At 65.0% G+C, this 15,024-nt stretch carries 12 protein-coding genes; 4 read left to right on the forward strand and 8 right to left on the reverse strand.

The genetic code is table 11. The annotated features are described in order from the left end of the window. Positions 1-4 precede the first annotated feature (4 nt). The 7 genes from cysT to cysG form a co-directional block, all read right to left on the reverse strand. Positions 5-790: a sulfate ABC transporter permease subunit CysT gene (gene cysT / locus AAFG07_RS38245; RefSeq protein ID WP_342729366.1), complete on the reverse strand. Its 786-nt coding sequence runs from the start codon at positions 788-790 to the stop codon at positions 5-7. Positions 791-861: 71 nt separating this feature from the next. Beyond that, the gene (locus AAFG07_RS38250) at positions 862-1,851 is read right to left on the reverse strand and encodes a sulfate ABC transporter substrate-binding protein (RefSeq protein ID WP_342724762.1); all 990 of its coding nucleotides are present in this window, start codon (positions 1,849-1,851) and stop codon (positions 862-864) included. Positions 1,852-2,046: 195 nt separating this feature from the next. Continuing rightward, positions 2,047-2,775, reverse strand: coding sequence for a phosphoadenylyl-sulfate reductase (locus AAFG07_RS38255; protein ID WP_342724763.1), 729 nt, complete (start codon positions 2,773-2,775; stop codon positions 2,047-2,049). After that, positions 2,772-3,287: a DUF934 domain-containing protein gene (locus AAFG07_RS38260; RefSeq protein ID WP_342724764.1), complete on the reverse strand. Its 516-nt coding sequence runs from the start codon at positions 3,285-3,287 to the stop codon at positions 2,772-2,774. Before AAFG07_RS38260 ends, AAFG07_RS38255 begins: the two co-directional genes overlap by 4 nt. Then, positions 3,274-4,929 carry a nitrite/sulfite reductase gene (locus AAFG07_RS38265; protein WP_342724765.1) on the reverse strand — a complete coding sequence of 552 codons (1,656 nt, stop codon included), beginning with the start codon at positions 4,927-4,929 and terminating at the stop codon, positions 3,274-3,276. Before AAFG07_RS38265 ends, AAFG07_RS38260 begins: the two co-directional genes overlap by 14 nt. Positions 4,930-4,956: 27 nt before the next feature. Further along, positions 4,957-5,274, reverse strand: a complete 318-nt coding sequence (locus AAFG07_RS38270) for a DUF2849 domain-containing protein (RefSeq protein WP_342724766.1) — start codon at positions 5,272-5,274, stop codon at positions 4,957-4,959. Beyond that, positions 5,271-6,722, reverse strand: coding sequence for a siroheme synthase CysG (gene cysG / locus AAFG07_RS38275; RefSeq protein ID WP_342724767.1), 1,452 nt, complete (start codon positions 6,720-6,722; stop codon positions 5,271-5,273). The genes AAFG07_RS38270 and cysG overlap by 4 nt, the downstream gene beginning before the upstream one ends. A 247-nt stretch (positions 6,723-6,969) precedes the next feature. Here cysG and cysD point away from each other — a divergent pair, with 247 nt between their 5' ends. Next, positions 6,970-7,764, forward strand: coding sequence for a sulfate adenylyltransferase subunit CysD (gene cysD / locus AAFG07_RS38280; protein WP_342724768.1), 795 nt, complete (start codon positions 6,970-6,972; stop codon positions 7,762-7,764). Positions 7,765-7,788: 24 nt separating this feature from the next. Further along, complete coding sequence (gene cysC / locus AAFG07_RS38285) at positions 7,789-9,708, forward strand: adenylyl-sulfate kinase (protein WP_342724769.1); 1,920 nt, start codon at positions 7,789-7,791, stop codon at positions 9,706-9,708. Positions 9,709-9,837: 129 nt separating this feature from the next. On the opposite strand, the gene AAFG07_RS38290 is transcribed toward cysC, so the two are convergent. Continuing rightward, positions 9,838-10,920, reverse strand: coding sequence for an AraC family transcriptional regulator (locus AAFG07_RS38290; RefSeq protein WP_342724770.1), 1,083 nt, complete (start codon positions 10,918-10,920; stop codon positions 9,838-9,840). A gap of 11 nt (positions 10,921-10,931) precedes the next feature. Between AAFG07_RS38290 and AAFG07_RS38295 the strand changes: the two genes are divergently transcribed. Continuing rightward, positions 10,932-12,167, forward strand: a complete 1,236-nt coding sequence (locus AAFG07_RS38295; RefSeq protein WP_342724771.1) for an MFS transporter — start codon at positions 10,932-10,934, stop codon at positions 12,165-12,167. A 161-nt stretch (positions 12,168-12,328) separates the two neighbouring features. Further along, positions 12,329-14,491, forward strand: a complete 2,163-nt coding sequence (locus AAFG07_RS38300; RefSeq protein WP_342724772.1) for a malate synthase G — start codon at positions 12,329-12,331, stop codon at positions 14,489-14,491. Positions 14,492-15,024 lie beyond the last annotated feature (533 nt).

The following is a 15,024-nucleotide window of genomic DNA, read 5'->3' on the forward strand; positions in this document are numbered from 1 at the left end:
AACCTCAATGCACGGGAATGCGGGCTTGCGCCCAGCGCTGCAGCCGGTTGATCAGGAAGATGATCAGGAACGAAGCCACCAGCATCACGACCGCGATCGCGGTGGCGTCGGCGTAGCGGAATTCGGACAGCCGGATCACGATCAGGAGCGGCGCGATCTCGGAGACATTGGGCAGATTGCCGGCGATGAAGATCACCGAGCCGTATTCACCGATGGCGCGGGCGAAGGCCAGCGCAAAGCCGGTGAGCAGCGCCGGGATCAGGCTCGGCAGGATGACGCGAAACACCGTATGCCAGCGATTGGCGCCTAAGCTCGCGGCCGCCTCCTCGATCTCGGGATCGAGATCGATCAGCACCGGCTGCACCGTGCGAACCACGAAGGGAATGCCGATGAAGATCATCGCGATGAAGATGCCGATCGGCGTGAACGCGACCTTGATGCCGAGCTCGGCGAGCGGCGCGCCGAGCCAGCCCTTTTGGGCGAACAGCTGCGTCAGCGCGACGCCTGCGACCGCGGTCGGCAGGGCAAACGGAATATCGACGATGGCGTCGAACAGCCGCCGGCCCGGAAAGCGGTAGCGCACCAGCGCCCAGACGATGATGGTGCCCATCACCAGATTGACGCAGGCGGCCGCAAACGAAAGCCCGAACGAAATCTTCAGGGCGTTCAGGGTACGGCGGCTGGTGACGATGGCCCAGACCTGATCGAGGCTGAGCTCGAACGTCTTGAGGAACAGCGCGGCCAGCGGAATCAGGATGATAACGGAGAGCCATGTCAGGGTCAGTCCCATGGTGAGACCGAACCCCGGCAGGCTACTGCGCCTTGCAACCGCTGTGCTCACATATCCCCCTGATATCTCGATCAGTTCTTGTAGATCTGATCGAAGATGCCGCCCTCGGCGAAGTGCTCCTTCTGCGCCTTGGTCCAACCACCGAAAACGTCGTCGATGGTGAAAAGTTCAACCTTGGCGAAGGATTTTTCGTACTCCTTGGCGATCTCGGGATCGCGCGGCCGGTAGGAGTTGCGCGCGGCGATCTCCTGGCCTTCCTTGGTGTACCAGTACTTCAGATAGGCTTCGGCGACGGGGCGGGTGCCTTTTTTGTCGGCGACGGCGTTGACGACGGCGACCGGCGGCTCGGCCAGAATCGACTGCGCCGGGGCCACGATCTCGAACTTGTCCGGACCGAATTCGCGGAGCGCCAGAAAGGCTTCGTTCTCCCACGCCAGCAGCACGTCGCCGACACCGCGCTCGACGAAGGTCACGGTCGAACCGCGTGCACCGGTGTCGAGCACCGGGACGTTCTGATAGAGATCGGCGACGAACTTCTTCGCCTTGTCGGCCGAGCCGAACTTCTTCTGCGCATAGCCCCAGGCGGCGAGGTAGTTCCAGCGGGCGCCGCCCGAGGTCTTCGGGTTCGGCGTGATCACGGCAACGCCGGGCTTGATCAAATCGTCCCAATCCTTGATCCCCTTGGGATTGCCCTTGCGCACCAGGAACACGATGGTCGAGGTATAGGGCGAGGCGTTGAGCGGCAGCCGCTTCTGCCAGTCGGTGGCGAGGAGACCCTTGCCCGCGATCGCATCGATGTCATAGGCCAGCGCCAGCGTGACGATATCCGCCTGCAATCCGTCGATCACCGAGCGCGCCTGCGAGCCCGAGCCGCCATGCGACTGCTTGATCTCGACGCTCTTGCCGGTTTCCTTCTGATAGGCCGCGGCGAACGCCTTGTTGAAATCGACATAGAGCTCGCGCGTCGGATCGTAGGACACGTTGAGCAGCGAATAGTCGGCCGCGAAGGCCGAGCTCGCCCACAACAATCCCGCGACCAGCGGCAGCATACGACGGATCATTTCTGTCTCCATTCAACCTGAGAATGTCAGGGAACACGCAAGACATAACTCACGGTGAAGTGGCCCTAAGTCAACGAAACCGGTTTTCTTTGTTTTCAGCGGCGCAGCGCGCTTGTGCTACGAACTCGCCGCACCGCGAAGGCTTTGTCGCGTCGCCGGATCGCGATGAAGCGTCATCGCGACCTGGCGCGGTACCTACGACATCTTCATCGTATGGATGCCGCATTCCGTCTTCGCCCGGCCCCGCCAGCGGCCGTCGCGTGCATCCTCGCCGGCTGCAGCCCGGCTCGAGCAAGGCATACACCCGACCGACTGATATCCCGATGCGACAAGTGGATGCGGCGGCAGTCTGCCGAGCGTGTAGATCGCCTCGATCTCCTCGCGCGAGACATTGGCGAACGGATTGAATTTCAGCCTGACGCCATCGTCCTCGACGACCGGGATGTCGACGCGGGCACCGCCCTGGAAACGCTTGCGGCCGTTGATCCAGCCGGCGAACGGCTTCAGTGCGCGCGCCAAAGGCTCCACCTTGCGGATGCGGCAGCAGGCGTCGGGATCGCTGAACCACAATTCGCGGTCCGGATCGAGGCGCGATAGCGCCTGCTCATCGGGCTTGATCGAGCGCACATCGGTGAGGCCAAGCGTCTTGATCAGAGTATCACGATAAGCCAGCGTCTCCTCGAACAACCAGCCGGTGTCGAGGAAGACCACCGGGATCGCCGGATCGACGTCCGCCATCACCTTGAGCAGCGCGGCGGACTCGGTCCCGAACGACGACACCAGCGCGAGCCTCTCGCGACCGACCGTCTGCAATGCGGCCGCGATCACCTCGGCGGGTGACGCTTTGCGCAGCGCGCGATCGAGCGCATTGGCCGTCGGCAACGCGACTGATCCTACTGCGAGCTCTGGTGCAAGCGTGCTCACTGGCCGGCGCTCTCCGAGTGACGCAGCTGCATGCGGCGGTTGAGTGCGGTGACGCGGCCGTCACCGGTCGGCTGGTAGAACACCGAATAGCGCTTCATGGTCTGGGCGAACGCGTCGGCGTCGGCATCCTTCTTCACCTCGAAGGCGTCGAAGCCGGCGCGCGTCATGAACACGAACTGGTCGCGCAGGATCTGACCGGTGGCGCGCAGCTCGCCGTCATAGCCGTAGCGTTCGCGCAGCAGGCGGGCCTGGCTGTAGGCGCGGCCGTCGCGGAAGGTCGGGAACACCAGCGCGACCGAGGCCAGGCGATCGAGATGCGGCACCAGTTCGTCGAGGTTGCGGTTGTTCGGCCAGATCACGCCCAGCTTGCCGGGGCGGCGCAGCAGCGCCTGCGGATCGGCGAGAAAGCGCTCGGCCGTCACCAGCACCGCGCCGTCACCCGGCAGCTCGGCGCCGTCGGCGACATGCACGAACAGATCGGTGGTCAGTCTTCCCTGCTTAACGAGTGGCATAGACGCGCTCCTTGAAAGGCTCGACGCCCAGACGCTTTACCGTATCGACGAACAATTCCTCGGGACGGTCGCGCAGCGCCAGATAGGCTTCGACAATGTCTTCGATCACGTCGGCGACTTCCGCATAGGGAACGGCCGGGCCGATCAGGGTGCCCATCTGCGCGTTCTCGTCGGCGCGGCCGCCGATCGTGATCTGGTAGAATTCCTCGCCGTTCTTCTCAACGCCGAGAATACCGATGTGGCCGACATGGTGATGGCCGCAGGCATTGATGCAGCCGGAGATGTTGATGTGCAGCCGGCCGATCAGGTCGGCGGTGTCGTGGTTGGCGAAACGCCGCGTCAGCTCCTGCGCGATCGGGATCGAGCGCGCATTGGCCAGCGAGCAGTAATCCAGCCCCGGGCAGGCGATGATGTCGGTCACCAAGTTGACGTTCGGCGTCGCCAGGTCGAGCCGATCGAGCGCCTTGAACAGCGCCGGCAGGTCGCGCTTGGCGACATGCGGCAGCGCCAGATTCTGCTCGTGGCCGACCCGGATCTCGCCGAACGAATATTTGTCGGCGAGGTCGGCGACCGCGTCCATCTGCTCGGCGGTGGCGTCACCGGGCGGACCGCCGACCGGCTTCAGCGACAGCGTCACGATCGAATAGCCCTGCACCTTGTGCGCCGACACCGAGTTCTTGCGCCAGCGCTCGAACAGCTTGTCATGCGCGGCCTGCTTCAGCTCGTCCGGCATGTGCGGCAGCTTTTCGTAAGCCGGATAGGAGAAGCGCGAGCGGACTTCCTCGATGGCGGTGTGATCGAGCGTCAGCCCGACATCGCCCATCGCCTTCCACTCCTCGTCGACTTCCTTGGCGAACTTCTCGATGCCGAGCTCGTGCACCAGGATCTTGATGCGCGCCTTGTAGATGTTGTCGCGGCGGCCGTACTGGTTGTAGACGCGCAGGATCGCTTCGATGTAGCTCAGGATATCGCGGCCGGGGACGAACGGCTTGATGGTCTTGGCGATGAACGGGGTGCGGCCGAGCCCGCCGCCGACCAGCACCTCGAAGCCGGTCTCGCCGTCGGCGTTCTTGTGCAGGCGCAGGCCGATGTCGTGGATCTTGATCGCGGCGCGATCGTGCTCGGCGGCGGTGATCGCGATCTTGAACTTGCGCGGCAGGAACGAGAATTCCGGATGCAGCGTGGTGTGCTGGCGGATCAGCTCCGACCAGATGCGCGGATCCTCGATCTCGCCCGGCGCGACGCCGGCCCACTGGTCCGAGGTGACGTTGCGCATGTTGTTGCCGGAGGTCTGCATCGCATGGATGCCGACCTCGGCGAGATCGGCCAGCGCGTCCGGCAGCTCGGCGAGCTTGATCCAATTGAACTGGATGTTCTGCCGCGTGGTGAAGTGGCCATAGCCGCGGTCGTAGCGGCGCGCGACATGGGCGAGCCGCCGCAGCTGCTTCGACGACAGCGTGCCGTAGGGGATCGCGACGCGGAACATGTAGGCGTGCAGCTGCAGGTACACGCCGTTCTGCAGGCGCAGGATCTTGAATTCGTCCTCGGTGAGCTCGCCGGAGAGGCGGCGCTTCACCTGATCGCGGAATTCCGAAACACGCTCGTTGATCAGCGTGCGGTCGAGTTCGTCATAAGCATACATGTTCGATGAGCCTTACGCCGGCGCGTCTTACGCGGGGACCTGGAGATCGATGGTGACGCCCTTGGCGCGGATGTGTTCGCGGAGATTGCCCGGCTTGACCTTGCCGCCGTCCTTGAGCTCGACCGGCGCGATATAGGGGCCGACCGCACCGACGTCGTCGGCGGTGGCTTCGGCCAGCAGCGCGCGGGCATCGTCAGAGGTGCTGACGACGGCGGAATCGGAAAGTTCGGTGGACCAGCCCTGTTTGGCGGTTCGGTACACGACGGCGCCATCCCAGGTGCGGTTGGCGGTCACCACCGAGGGGCCAGTGATCTTGATTTTCTTCTGTTCGAGCGGAGAGGTCATTCGGCAGCTTTCAGCAGTTCGCAGAACATCTGGTTGGAGAACAGTTGGGTGACGTTGGATCGGCTCCACGGCGCGGAATGCGCGACCACGTCGCCGATGATGAGGACGGCGGGACCGCCATCGACCTGTTTGACCAGCTCGGGCAGCCGCGCCAGCGTGCCGACCGCGGCCTTGGCATCGGGTCGCGTCACGCGCGCGAACACACCGACCGGCGTCTCCGGCGAGCGGCCCGCAGCGAGCAGGCCTTCACGGATCGCGGGTGCGGCGGTCATGCCCATGTAGACGACAACGGTCATCTTGGTGTCGGTCAGCACCGACCAGTCGACGACTTCGGCATCGCGCGCCTTGTGCGCGGTGAGGAAGGTGATGCGCAGCGCCTCGTGCCGGAAGGTCAGCGGCACCTCGAATTGCGCGGCCGCACCAAGACCGGCGGAGATGCCGGGAACAATGGAGTAGGCGACGCCGGCGTCGCGCAGCGCCTCGATCTCCTCGCCGCCGCGGCCGAACACAAAGGGATCGCCGCCCTTCAGCCGCACCGCACGCTGGCCTGACTGCGCGGCCTCGATCATCAGGCGGTTGATGGCGTCCTGGCCGATGCCGGGCTTGCCGATGCGGCGGCCGACCGGAATCCGCGTGGCATCGCGCCGGATGCGGTCGAGAATTTCTGGTGACACCAATTCGTCATAGAACACGACGTCAGCGTCCTGCAGCGCGCGCAGCGCCTTCACGGTGAGCAGATCCGGATCGCCCGGACCGGCGCCGACCAGTGTCACATGGCCGACAGCCTTGCCTTCCGTATTGGCGCCGGCGAATGCGGCGGGATCGCCGATCGCGTTCAGCGCCTGCTCGGCTTCGTCGGTGCGGTCGGCCAGCACGAGCGCGCCGATCGGGCCGTCGACGATGCGCTCCCAGAAGCGGCGGCGCAGCGGGAACTCTTCAATCCGCGCATGCATCGATTTGCGGAAGCGGCCGATAAATCCGGCGAGGTCGCCGATCCGAGCCGGCAGCACCGCCTCGATCTTCTCGCGGATGCGACGCGCCACGACCGGCGACGTGCCGCCGGTTCCGACCGCGACCACCACATCGCCGCGATCGACGATCGCAGGCATGATGAAGGTGGAATGCACGAGGTCGTCCATCACATTGACCGGCAGGCCAATCGCCTTGGCGCGCACCGACATCGCGGCACCGACCTCGCCTGCACCGGCGCAGAGCACGGCGATGACATCGGAGAGATCGGCTGCGAGCGGATCGCCCTCGGCGCGCTCGATGCGCGCGGCGTCCTCCGCCGCGATGCCCGCGAACTCATGATCGCCGTCGGTCGCGTACCAGCGAACCGCCGCGCCGGCAGCCGCGAGCAGCCGCAACTTGGCGCGCACGAGCTCGCCCGCTCCAACGAGCAGCACCTTGCCGCTTTGCAGATCCAGAAACACCGGCAGATATCGCATCAGACACTCGCTTCCCCAATTTGGGGGTTGACTGAAATTATTTTCTATTTATCTCTCGATCAAGCCCAGCAAAGAGAAAATTATTTCTTCTCTATTGCAGCGCAACTTTAGAATTTTCAACTCCATAGGCCAAGGCCAAGAGATGCATCTTCTCGACAACGAATCCGCCGCTGCCGGAACGCGGTCCGCAGCCCTTCGCAGTGCATCTTCCGTGCCGGGGATTCCTGCCAATCAGGCCCCCCCGTCCATGGATCATCTCGATGAGCTGGAAGCCCAGAGCATCTATATTTTGCGCGAGGCGTTCGCCCGGCTGAAAAAGCTCGCGCTGCTGTGGTCGCTCGGCAAAGACTCCAACGTGATGATCTGGCTGGCGCGCAAGGCGTTCTTCGGCCGGGTCCCGTTCCCGGCGCTGCATGTCGACACCGGCAAAAAGTTTCCGGAGATGTATGCGTTCCGCGACCGCTTCGGCAAGGAATGGGATCTCGATCTGCGCGTCGAGCCCTGCCCGCCGATCGACAGCGTCGACCCGACCCTGCCGCCGGCCGCGCGCTCCGCCGCACGCAAGACCGAGGGCCTGAAGCTCGCGCTCAATAAATTCGGCTTTGACGGATTGATCGCCGGCATCCGCCGCGACGAAGAGGCAACGCGCGCCAAGGAGCGCGTGTTCTCGCCGCGCGGCCTCGAAGGCGAATGGGACGTCCGCGACCAGCCGCCCGAATTCTGGGATCACTTCAACGCCTCGCCGCCGCAGGGCGCTCACTTGCGCATCCACCCGATCCTGCATTGGACCGAAGCCGACATCTGGGCCTACACCAAGCGTGAGGGCATTCCGATCATCCCGCTCTATCTCGCCAAGGACGGCAAGCGCTATCGCTCGCTCGGGGATCAGGACATCACCAACCCGGTGGCTTCGACCGCATCCAGCATCGAAGAGATCCTGGATGAGCTCGAGAACACCAAGATCCCGGAGCGCGCCGGCCGCGCACTCGATCACGAAACCGAGGATGCGTTCGAGCGACTGCGTGTCGCCGGCTATCTCTGATCCCAGTTTGGCGTGAGTGCTCTGATGAACATGATCCTTCCCACCGCCTCGATCTCGGCGACCCCCAACGGCACCACGCGTCCCCAGGTGCGCATCGTCATCGTCGGCCATGTCGACCACGGCAAGTCCACCCTGGTGGGCCGCCTGCTGCATGAGACCGGCAGCCTGCCGGACGGCAAGCTGGAGATGCTGAAGGCGGTCAGCGCGCGGCGCGGCATGCCGTTCGAATGGTCGTTCCTGCTCGACGCGCTGCAGACCGAGCGCGACCAGGGCATCACCATCGACACCACCCAGATCCGCTTCCGCACCCGCTCGCGCGACGTCGTGCTGATCGACGCGCCCGGCCATGCAGAGTTTTTGCGCAACATGATCACCGGCGCCTCGCAGGCCGACGGCGCGGTGTTGATCATCGACGCGCTGGAAGGCGTCCGCTCGCAGACGCGGCGGCACGGCTATCTCCTGCATCTGCTCGGCGTGAAGCAGGTCGCGGTCGTCGTCAACAAGATGGACCGGGTCGATTTCAGTGCCGATCGCTTCAAGGAGATCAGCGACGAGATTTCCGCGCATCTGATCGGTCTCGGCGTGACGCCGACCGCGGTGGTCCCGATCTCCGCGCGCGACGGCGACGGCGTTGCCGAACACACGCCGCGGATCGGATGGTACAAGGGACCGACCGTGGTCGAGGCGCTCGATGCGCTCGATCCGGCACCACAGCTGGCGAAGCTGCCGCTGCGGCTGCCGGTGCAGGCGATCTACAAGTTCGACGACCGCCGCATCGTGGCGGGCCGCATAGAGTCCGGCAGCCTGAAGGCCGGCGACGAGATCGTCATCATGCCGACGGGCAAGATCGCGAAGATCAAGACGGTCGAGAGCTGGCCGGCGACGCCGGTGCACGGTCCGCAGGGCGCCGGGCGCTCGGTCGGCATCACGCTCGACCGCGAGCTGTTCCTCGAGCGCGGCGACATCATCGGACATAGCGGGCAGAGCCCGCGCGACACCCGCCGCATCCGCGCGCGGATCTTCTGGCTGCACGACAAGCCACTGACCACGGGCGAGCAGATCCTGATCCGGCTCGGCACCAAGGAAAGCCGCGCCACCGTCGTCGCGATCGAAAAGGCGATCGATCCCGGTGCGCTGTCCAACGAAGAAAACACCGCGATCGCGCGCAACCATGTCGGCGAGATCGACATCTCGCTGGCGCAGCCGGTTGCGACCGATCCCTACACCGACAATCCGCGCACCGGCCGCCTCGTGATCGAGGTCAACGGGCGCATCGCCGGCGGCGGCCTCGTGCTGTCGGTCGATGCCGGCCGGCCTGCGGTGCCGATCGACATCGTGCCGGTGGAATCCGCGCTGCGGCCGGACGAGCGCTCGGCGCGCTATCATCACAATGGCGCGGTGGTCTGGCTGACCGGCCTGCCCGGCTCGGGCAAGTCGACGCTGGCGCGCGCGCTGGAGCGACGGCTGTTCAGCAATGGCGGCTCGCCGATCCTGCTCGACGGCGACACCTTCCGCGCCGGGCTGAACAGCGACCTCGGCTTCTCGCCGCAGGATCGCACCGAAAACATTCGCCGCCTCGCCGAGGTCGCGACCCATCTGGCGCGCAACGGTCATATCGCAATCGTCGCCGCGGTGTCGCCGTCGACCGCCGACCGCGCGGCAGCCCGCCGTATCGCCGACAGCGCATTCCGCGAAGTCTATGTCGCCACGCCTGCCGAGGTCTGCGAGACCCGCGATCCCAAAGGCCACTACGCCAAGGCGCGCTCGGGCGGATTGCCGTCCTTTACCGGCATCACCAATGACTACCAGCCGCCGACCGGCAACGAACTGACCATCGACACCTCGAACCGCTCGGTCAGCGATGCCACCGACGCGATCGAGCGGATGCTGGCCACGACCGGCATCCTGTTTGACGAACTGACCGACCTCGCGGCGAATATCTGACCTTGCTCACCTGTCATCGCCCGGCTCGACCGGGCGATCCAGTATTCCAGAAACAGTAGAGCTCGAATCGAGAGGCCGCGGCGTACTGGATGCCCCGCCTGAAGCGGGGCATGACGGGGGTGTGGATGCCTATTCCGCCGCGTGGCGGCTTCCAGCCGGTTGCCGCACCATCCCCGGCGATTGCCCGGTGATACGCTTGAACGCGCGGCTGAAGGCCGCCTGCGACGCATAGCCCAGCCGTTGCGCGATCACATCGATCGGCTGGCGCTCGTGCTCGATCCACTGTGTCGCGAGGCGCATGCGCAGTTCGGCAAGATAGCGCAGCGGCGATTGCCCGGTCATTGACTGGAAGCGCTCGGCGAACAGCGAACGCGAGCAACCCGCCTCCGCCGCCAGTTCAGCAACGGTCCAGTTGCGGCCGGGAGCGCGATGCAGCGCGCCGATGGCGCGGCCAAGACGCGGATCGCGCAAGGCCTCGAACCAACCCATGGCGTTGGCGCCGCCGCATTCGACCCAGCCGCGCACGATCGACGCGGCGAGAACATCGGCAAGCCGCGCCATCACGCCGACGGAACCGGCTCGCGGCGTGCAGGTCTCCCGCTCCATCGCCTTCAGCATGGGTTCGATTTCCGGCTGGCGCACCAGCAACGTGTCGGCCCGCATCACCTCCGGCATCAGGGCGATGAGCGGGCGCATGCCGCCGAGATCGAAATTCATGCAGGCGCTGAAGACCAGGACCGACTCGTCCTGCGGGCATCCGTCAGGGCAGGCCGACGTCACATCGACATTGCCGCAGAGCGTCTCGGTCTCGAAACGATCGACGTCGCAGCTCGGCTCATCCGGAGCCGAGACGAGATCGTGCGCGCCGCCGCGCGGCAGGAAGATTGCGTCACCGCACCCGAGGGGAAGCAGCGCGGCATCGGCGTAGCGCAGCAGCGCCGTGCCATGCGCAACGAAGTGGAATTGCGCGCGTCCGTACGGCGTCTCGAAGCGAAAACCGAACGGCGCCCGCGTCTGGACCCGACGGTAGTGAACGCCCTCAAGCCGCATGCCGAGCAACAACTCGCTCACCAGATCGACGGCGGCATCGGTCGTATCGGCGGAAGACGATCTGGACGAATGATCAAACATTTGGGTGTTTATGGCATAGATTGTCCAAAACCTCCAGCCTATGTCTGCGGCAGCGCAGCATAAGATGGAAGTTTCGGTCAATGGATCAAGAAGTGAACCCCGATTTGGCGCAGGCCGATGCCGTTGCGCTGATGCCGGGAGAAGTCGCTCTCAGGGTTGGTGACAAGCCGGCCGCATCGGAGAAGCCCGCCTGGGGCGCCGTCGCCGCCATGATGCTGGGTGTCACCGCACTTCTGACGGCGGAGTTCCTGCCGTCCGGCCTGCTGACGCCGATGGCGAGGGACCTCGGTGTGAGCCCGGGCCTCGCCGGTCAGGCGGTGACGGCGACCTCGCTGGCCGGCCTGGTCGGGGCGTTGTTCACGCCGCGACTGACGCGCAGCTTCAATCGAAAACCGGTGCTGCTCAGCTTCTCGATTCTGCTGGTCATCTCCAACCTGCTGGTGGCGCTGGCACCGAGCATCACGTTCCTCTTGGCGGCGCGGATCGTGCTTGGCCTCGCCATTGGCGGCTTTTGGGCGATGGCGGCAGCGACGACGATCAGGCTGGTGCCGCCGTCGCTGGTTGCACGGGCGTTGTCGATCGTGATGAGCGGCATTCCCGCCGCGATGATTATTGCCGTTCCGCTTGGCAGCTATCTCGGTGAGGTGGCGAGCTGGCGCACCGTGTTCCTGCTCGCGACGGCATTGGGCGCAGCGGTGTTCTTCGTCCAGGCGCTGGCTTTGCCGCGTCTGGCCCCGAGGGGAGAAGCCGGGCTCGGCACCCTGGTCGACATCCTGACACGGCCGGGGATCGGCGCCGGCATCTTCGCGGCTACGTTGGTCTTCACCGGACACTTCGGCTATTTCGGCTATATCCGTCCCTTCCTTGAAAGCGTGACCGGGCTTGGCGCGCCCGGCGTCGCAGCGACGCTGCTCGCTTTCGGCGTCGCCAACTATGTCGGCTCCTTCGCGAGCGGGCTGATGGCCGAGCGCAATCTCAAGCTCACGCTGATCGCGATGCCGCTGGCAATCAGCGTGATCGGTCTGTTGCTCTCGGTCTATGGCAAGGACGTCATTCCGGCGCTGGTGCTGGTCGCACTCTGGGGATTTGCCTTCAGCGGCGTACCGGTGGCGACGACGACCTGGATCACCCGCATGGTGCCCGATGAGACCGAAAGCGGCACCGGATTGACTGTGGCCTCGATCTTCCTCGGCATCACCATGGGCGCGGCGGGCGGCGGGCTGGTGCTCGATTTGATGGGCGCGGCGGCCGTGTTCGTGGCGGGCGCAATTCCCTTGTTGCTCGCCGCATTGCTGATCGCCACCAAGGTACGGACCAGGGCGCCGTGACCGCGCTCGCTGGCGGTGCCGCGCCCCGGGGGGAAAAGGGGGCCTTCTCAGAACCGTGGCTTTAGGGCAAAAAGGGCCTTGAACGCCGCCTTTGGCGCGTTTTTTGCTGATTTCTTTCGAAAACAGCCCCTAAACGCCCCATTTCTTTGAGAAAGCCCATCATGACTCGTGTCGATGCCCATGGATTGAAGATCGCCCCTGTCCTGTTCGATTTCATCGCCAAGGAGGCGACGCCGAAAACCGGGATCGCGCCTGACGCGTTCTGGGCAGGACTCGCCGCCATCATCCAGAAGCTCGGCTCGAAGAACCGCGAGCTGCTCGCGGTCCGCGACACCTTGCAGGCCAAGATCGACGACTGGCATCGCGCCAACAAGGGCAAGGCGTTCGACCTCAACGCCTACACCGCGTTCCTGAAGGACATCGGCTACCTGCTGCCGGAGCCGGCGACCCACAAGGTCGAGACATCGAATGTGGACGAGGAAATCGGCAAGATCTGCGGCCCGCAGCTCGTGGTGCCCCTGACCAACGCCCGCTACGCGCTGAACGCCGCCAACGCGCGCTGGGGTTCGCTGTACGATGCCTTCTACGGCACCGACGCGATCCCGCATGATCCGAGCGAGGGTGGCAAGGGTTACAACAAGGCCCGCGGCGACAAGGTGATCGCGAAGGCGAAGGCGTTCCTCGATGCCGCCGTGCCGCTCGCGACCGGCAGCCACACCGACGTGACCTCCTACGCCGTGATCGCGGGCCAGCTCTCGGTCAAGCTGAAGAGCGGCAATTCGACCGCGCTGAAGAACGCCGCCCAGTTCGCCGGCTATCTCGGCGACGCTGCCCAGCCGACCGCGATCCTGCTCGTCAACAACGGCATGCATGTCGAGGTCAAGGTCGACCGCAGCAACGTCATCGGCAAGGACGATCCGGCCGGCGTCGCCGACATGATCCTGGAGTCGGCGGTCTCGACCATTCTCGACATGGAAGACTCGGTCGCCGCCGTCGACGCCGAGGACAAGGTGCTGGTCTATCGCAACACGCTCGGCCTGATGAACGGCACGCTGTCGGCCGATTTCGACAAGGGCGGCAAGACGCTGACGCGCTCGCTCAATGCCGACCGCGTCTACAAGAAGCCCGACGGCAGCGAGCTGAAGCTGCACGGCCGCAGCCTGCTCTTGATGCGCAATGTCGGCCACCACATGTTCACCGACGCGGTGCTCGACGCCAAGGGCGAGGAGATCCCGGAAGGCATTCTCGACGCCGCCGTCGCCGGCCTGCTCGCGATCCACGACCTCAAGGGCAATTCCAAGGTCAAGAACAGCCGCACCGGCTCGGCCTATATCGTCAAGCCGAAGATGCACGGCCCCGACGAGGTGACGCTGACCTGCGACCTGTTCGCCGAGGTCGAGAAGATGCTCGGCCTGCCGGAGAACACGCTGAAGGTCGGCATCATGGACGAGGAGCGCCGTACCACGGTCAATCTCAAGGCCTGCATCCAGCGCGCCTCCAAGCGCATCATGTTCATCAACACCGGCTTCCTCGACCGCACCGGCGACGAGATCCATACCTCGATGGAAGCGGGTCCGATGATCCGCAAGAACGACATGAAGGCGCAGCCCTGGATCAAGGCCTATGAGGACTGGAACGTGGACAACGGCCTGATCGACGGCCTGCCCGGCCATGCCCAGATCGGCAAGGGCATGTGGGCGGCGCCCGACAAGATGGCCGACATGCTGACGCAGAAGATCGGCCATCCGCAGGCCGGCGCCACCACCGCCTGGGTGCCGTCGCCGACCGCGGCCACGCTGCACGCCCTGCACTATCACCAGGTCAACGTGACCGCCCGGCAGCAGGAGCTCGCCAAGGGCGGGCCGCGCGCCAAACTCTCCGACATCCTCACCATTCCGGTGTCGCAGTCGAACTGGGCGCCTGATGACGTGAAGCAGGAGATCGACAACAACTGCCAGGGCATCCTCGGCTACGTCGTGCGCTGGATCGACCAGGGCGTCGGCTGCTCCAAGGTGCCCGACATCCACGATGTCGGCCTGATGGAAGACCGCGCGACGCTGCGCATCTCGAGCCAGCATCTGGCGAACTGGCTGCATCAGGGCGTCATCACCAGGGATCAGGTGATGGAGTCGCTGAAGCGCATGGCCGTCGTCGTCGACAAGCAGAACGCCGGCGATGCAATGTACAAGCCGATGGCGCCGGCGTTCGACGGCGTCGCCTTCAAGGCGGCCTGCGACCTCGTGTTCGAGGGACGGACGCAGCCGAACGGCTACACCGAATACATCCTCACCGCGCGCCGCCGCGAGGCCAAGGCCGCGGGCTGATCTTCTCAACCGCGATCACACCAAAAGCCCTGGCGATGAGCCGGGGCTTTTTTGTTGGCGCCCGCGAGCCCGCCGTCGCAGGGCGTACCACCAAAATATCGAAAACAACCCCATGCACAGTAGCCGGCGGGCACGGCAACTTGACACGTCGGGCAACTCAGCGGTATTTTTCCATTATTCCGAAATCGTGATGTGAGTCTGCGGTTCCTCCAACCCGGTCGCCCCTGCGACCCGGTCGCCCCTGCGAAAGCAGGGATCCATAAGCCGCGGCGGACCTTGTTGAAGGGACTCGTCGTTCAGCATCGCCCAACAATTGGCATCTGTGGTTATGGGTCCCTGCTCCCCTGCGCAATCGCGCTCTAGGCAGGGCCGACGATGAGGATGATTCTCGATTGAAGGCGTCACACCACGCAGTGTCACCCACCCGCGCATTAATTCATGAGAATCCTCCTTGGGTTATGAGCTGGCCAATCAGGTTGAGTTAGCGAGGACCGCCGCTGACCGTGTGCTGGGATAAGCCGCCTACCGGATCG

The sequence above is a fragment of the Bradyrhizobium sp. B097 genome (assembly GCF_038957035.1).
In the GTDB taxonomy this organism is placed as follows: Bacteria; Pseudomonadota; Alphaproteobacteria; order Rhizobiales; family Xanthobacteraceae; genus Bradyrhizobium.

Coding starts and splice junctions, on each gene's coding strand:
- cysT (WP_342729366.1), bottom strand. CDS start 790: ATGGGACTGACCCTGACATGGCTCTCCGTTATCATCCTGATTCCGCTG.
- AAFG07_RS38250 (WP_342724762.1), bottom strand. CDS start 1,851: ATGATCCGTCGTATGCTGCCGCTGGTCGCGGGATTGTTGTGGGCGAGC.
- AAFG07_RS38260 (WP_342724764.1), bottom strand. CDS start 3,287: ATGCCACTCGTTAAGCAGGGAAGACTGACCACCGATCTGTTCGTGCAT.
- AAFG07_RS38265 (WP_342724765.1), bottom strand. CDS start 4,929: ATGTATGCTTATGACGAACTCGACCGCACGCTGATCAACGAGCGTGTT.
- AAFG07_RS38270 (WP_342724766.1), bottom strand. CDS start 5,274: ATGACCTCTCCGCTCGAACAGAAGAAAATCAAGATCACTGGCCCCTCG.
- cysG (WP_342724767.1), bottom strand. CDS start 6,722: ATGCGATATCTGCCGGTGTTTCTGGATCTGCAAAGCGGCAAGGTGCTG.
- cysD (WP_342724768.1), top strand. CDS start 6,970: ATGGATCATCTCGATGAGCTGGAAGCCCAGAGCATCTATATTTTGCGC.
- cysC (WP_342724769.1), top strand. CDS start 7,789: ATGAACATGATCCTTCCCACCGCCTCGATCTCGGCGACCCCCAACGGC.
- AAFG07_RS38300 (WP_342724772.1), top strand. CDS start 12,329: ATGACTCGTGTCGATGCCCATGGATTGAAGATCGCCCCTGTCCTGTTC.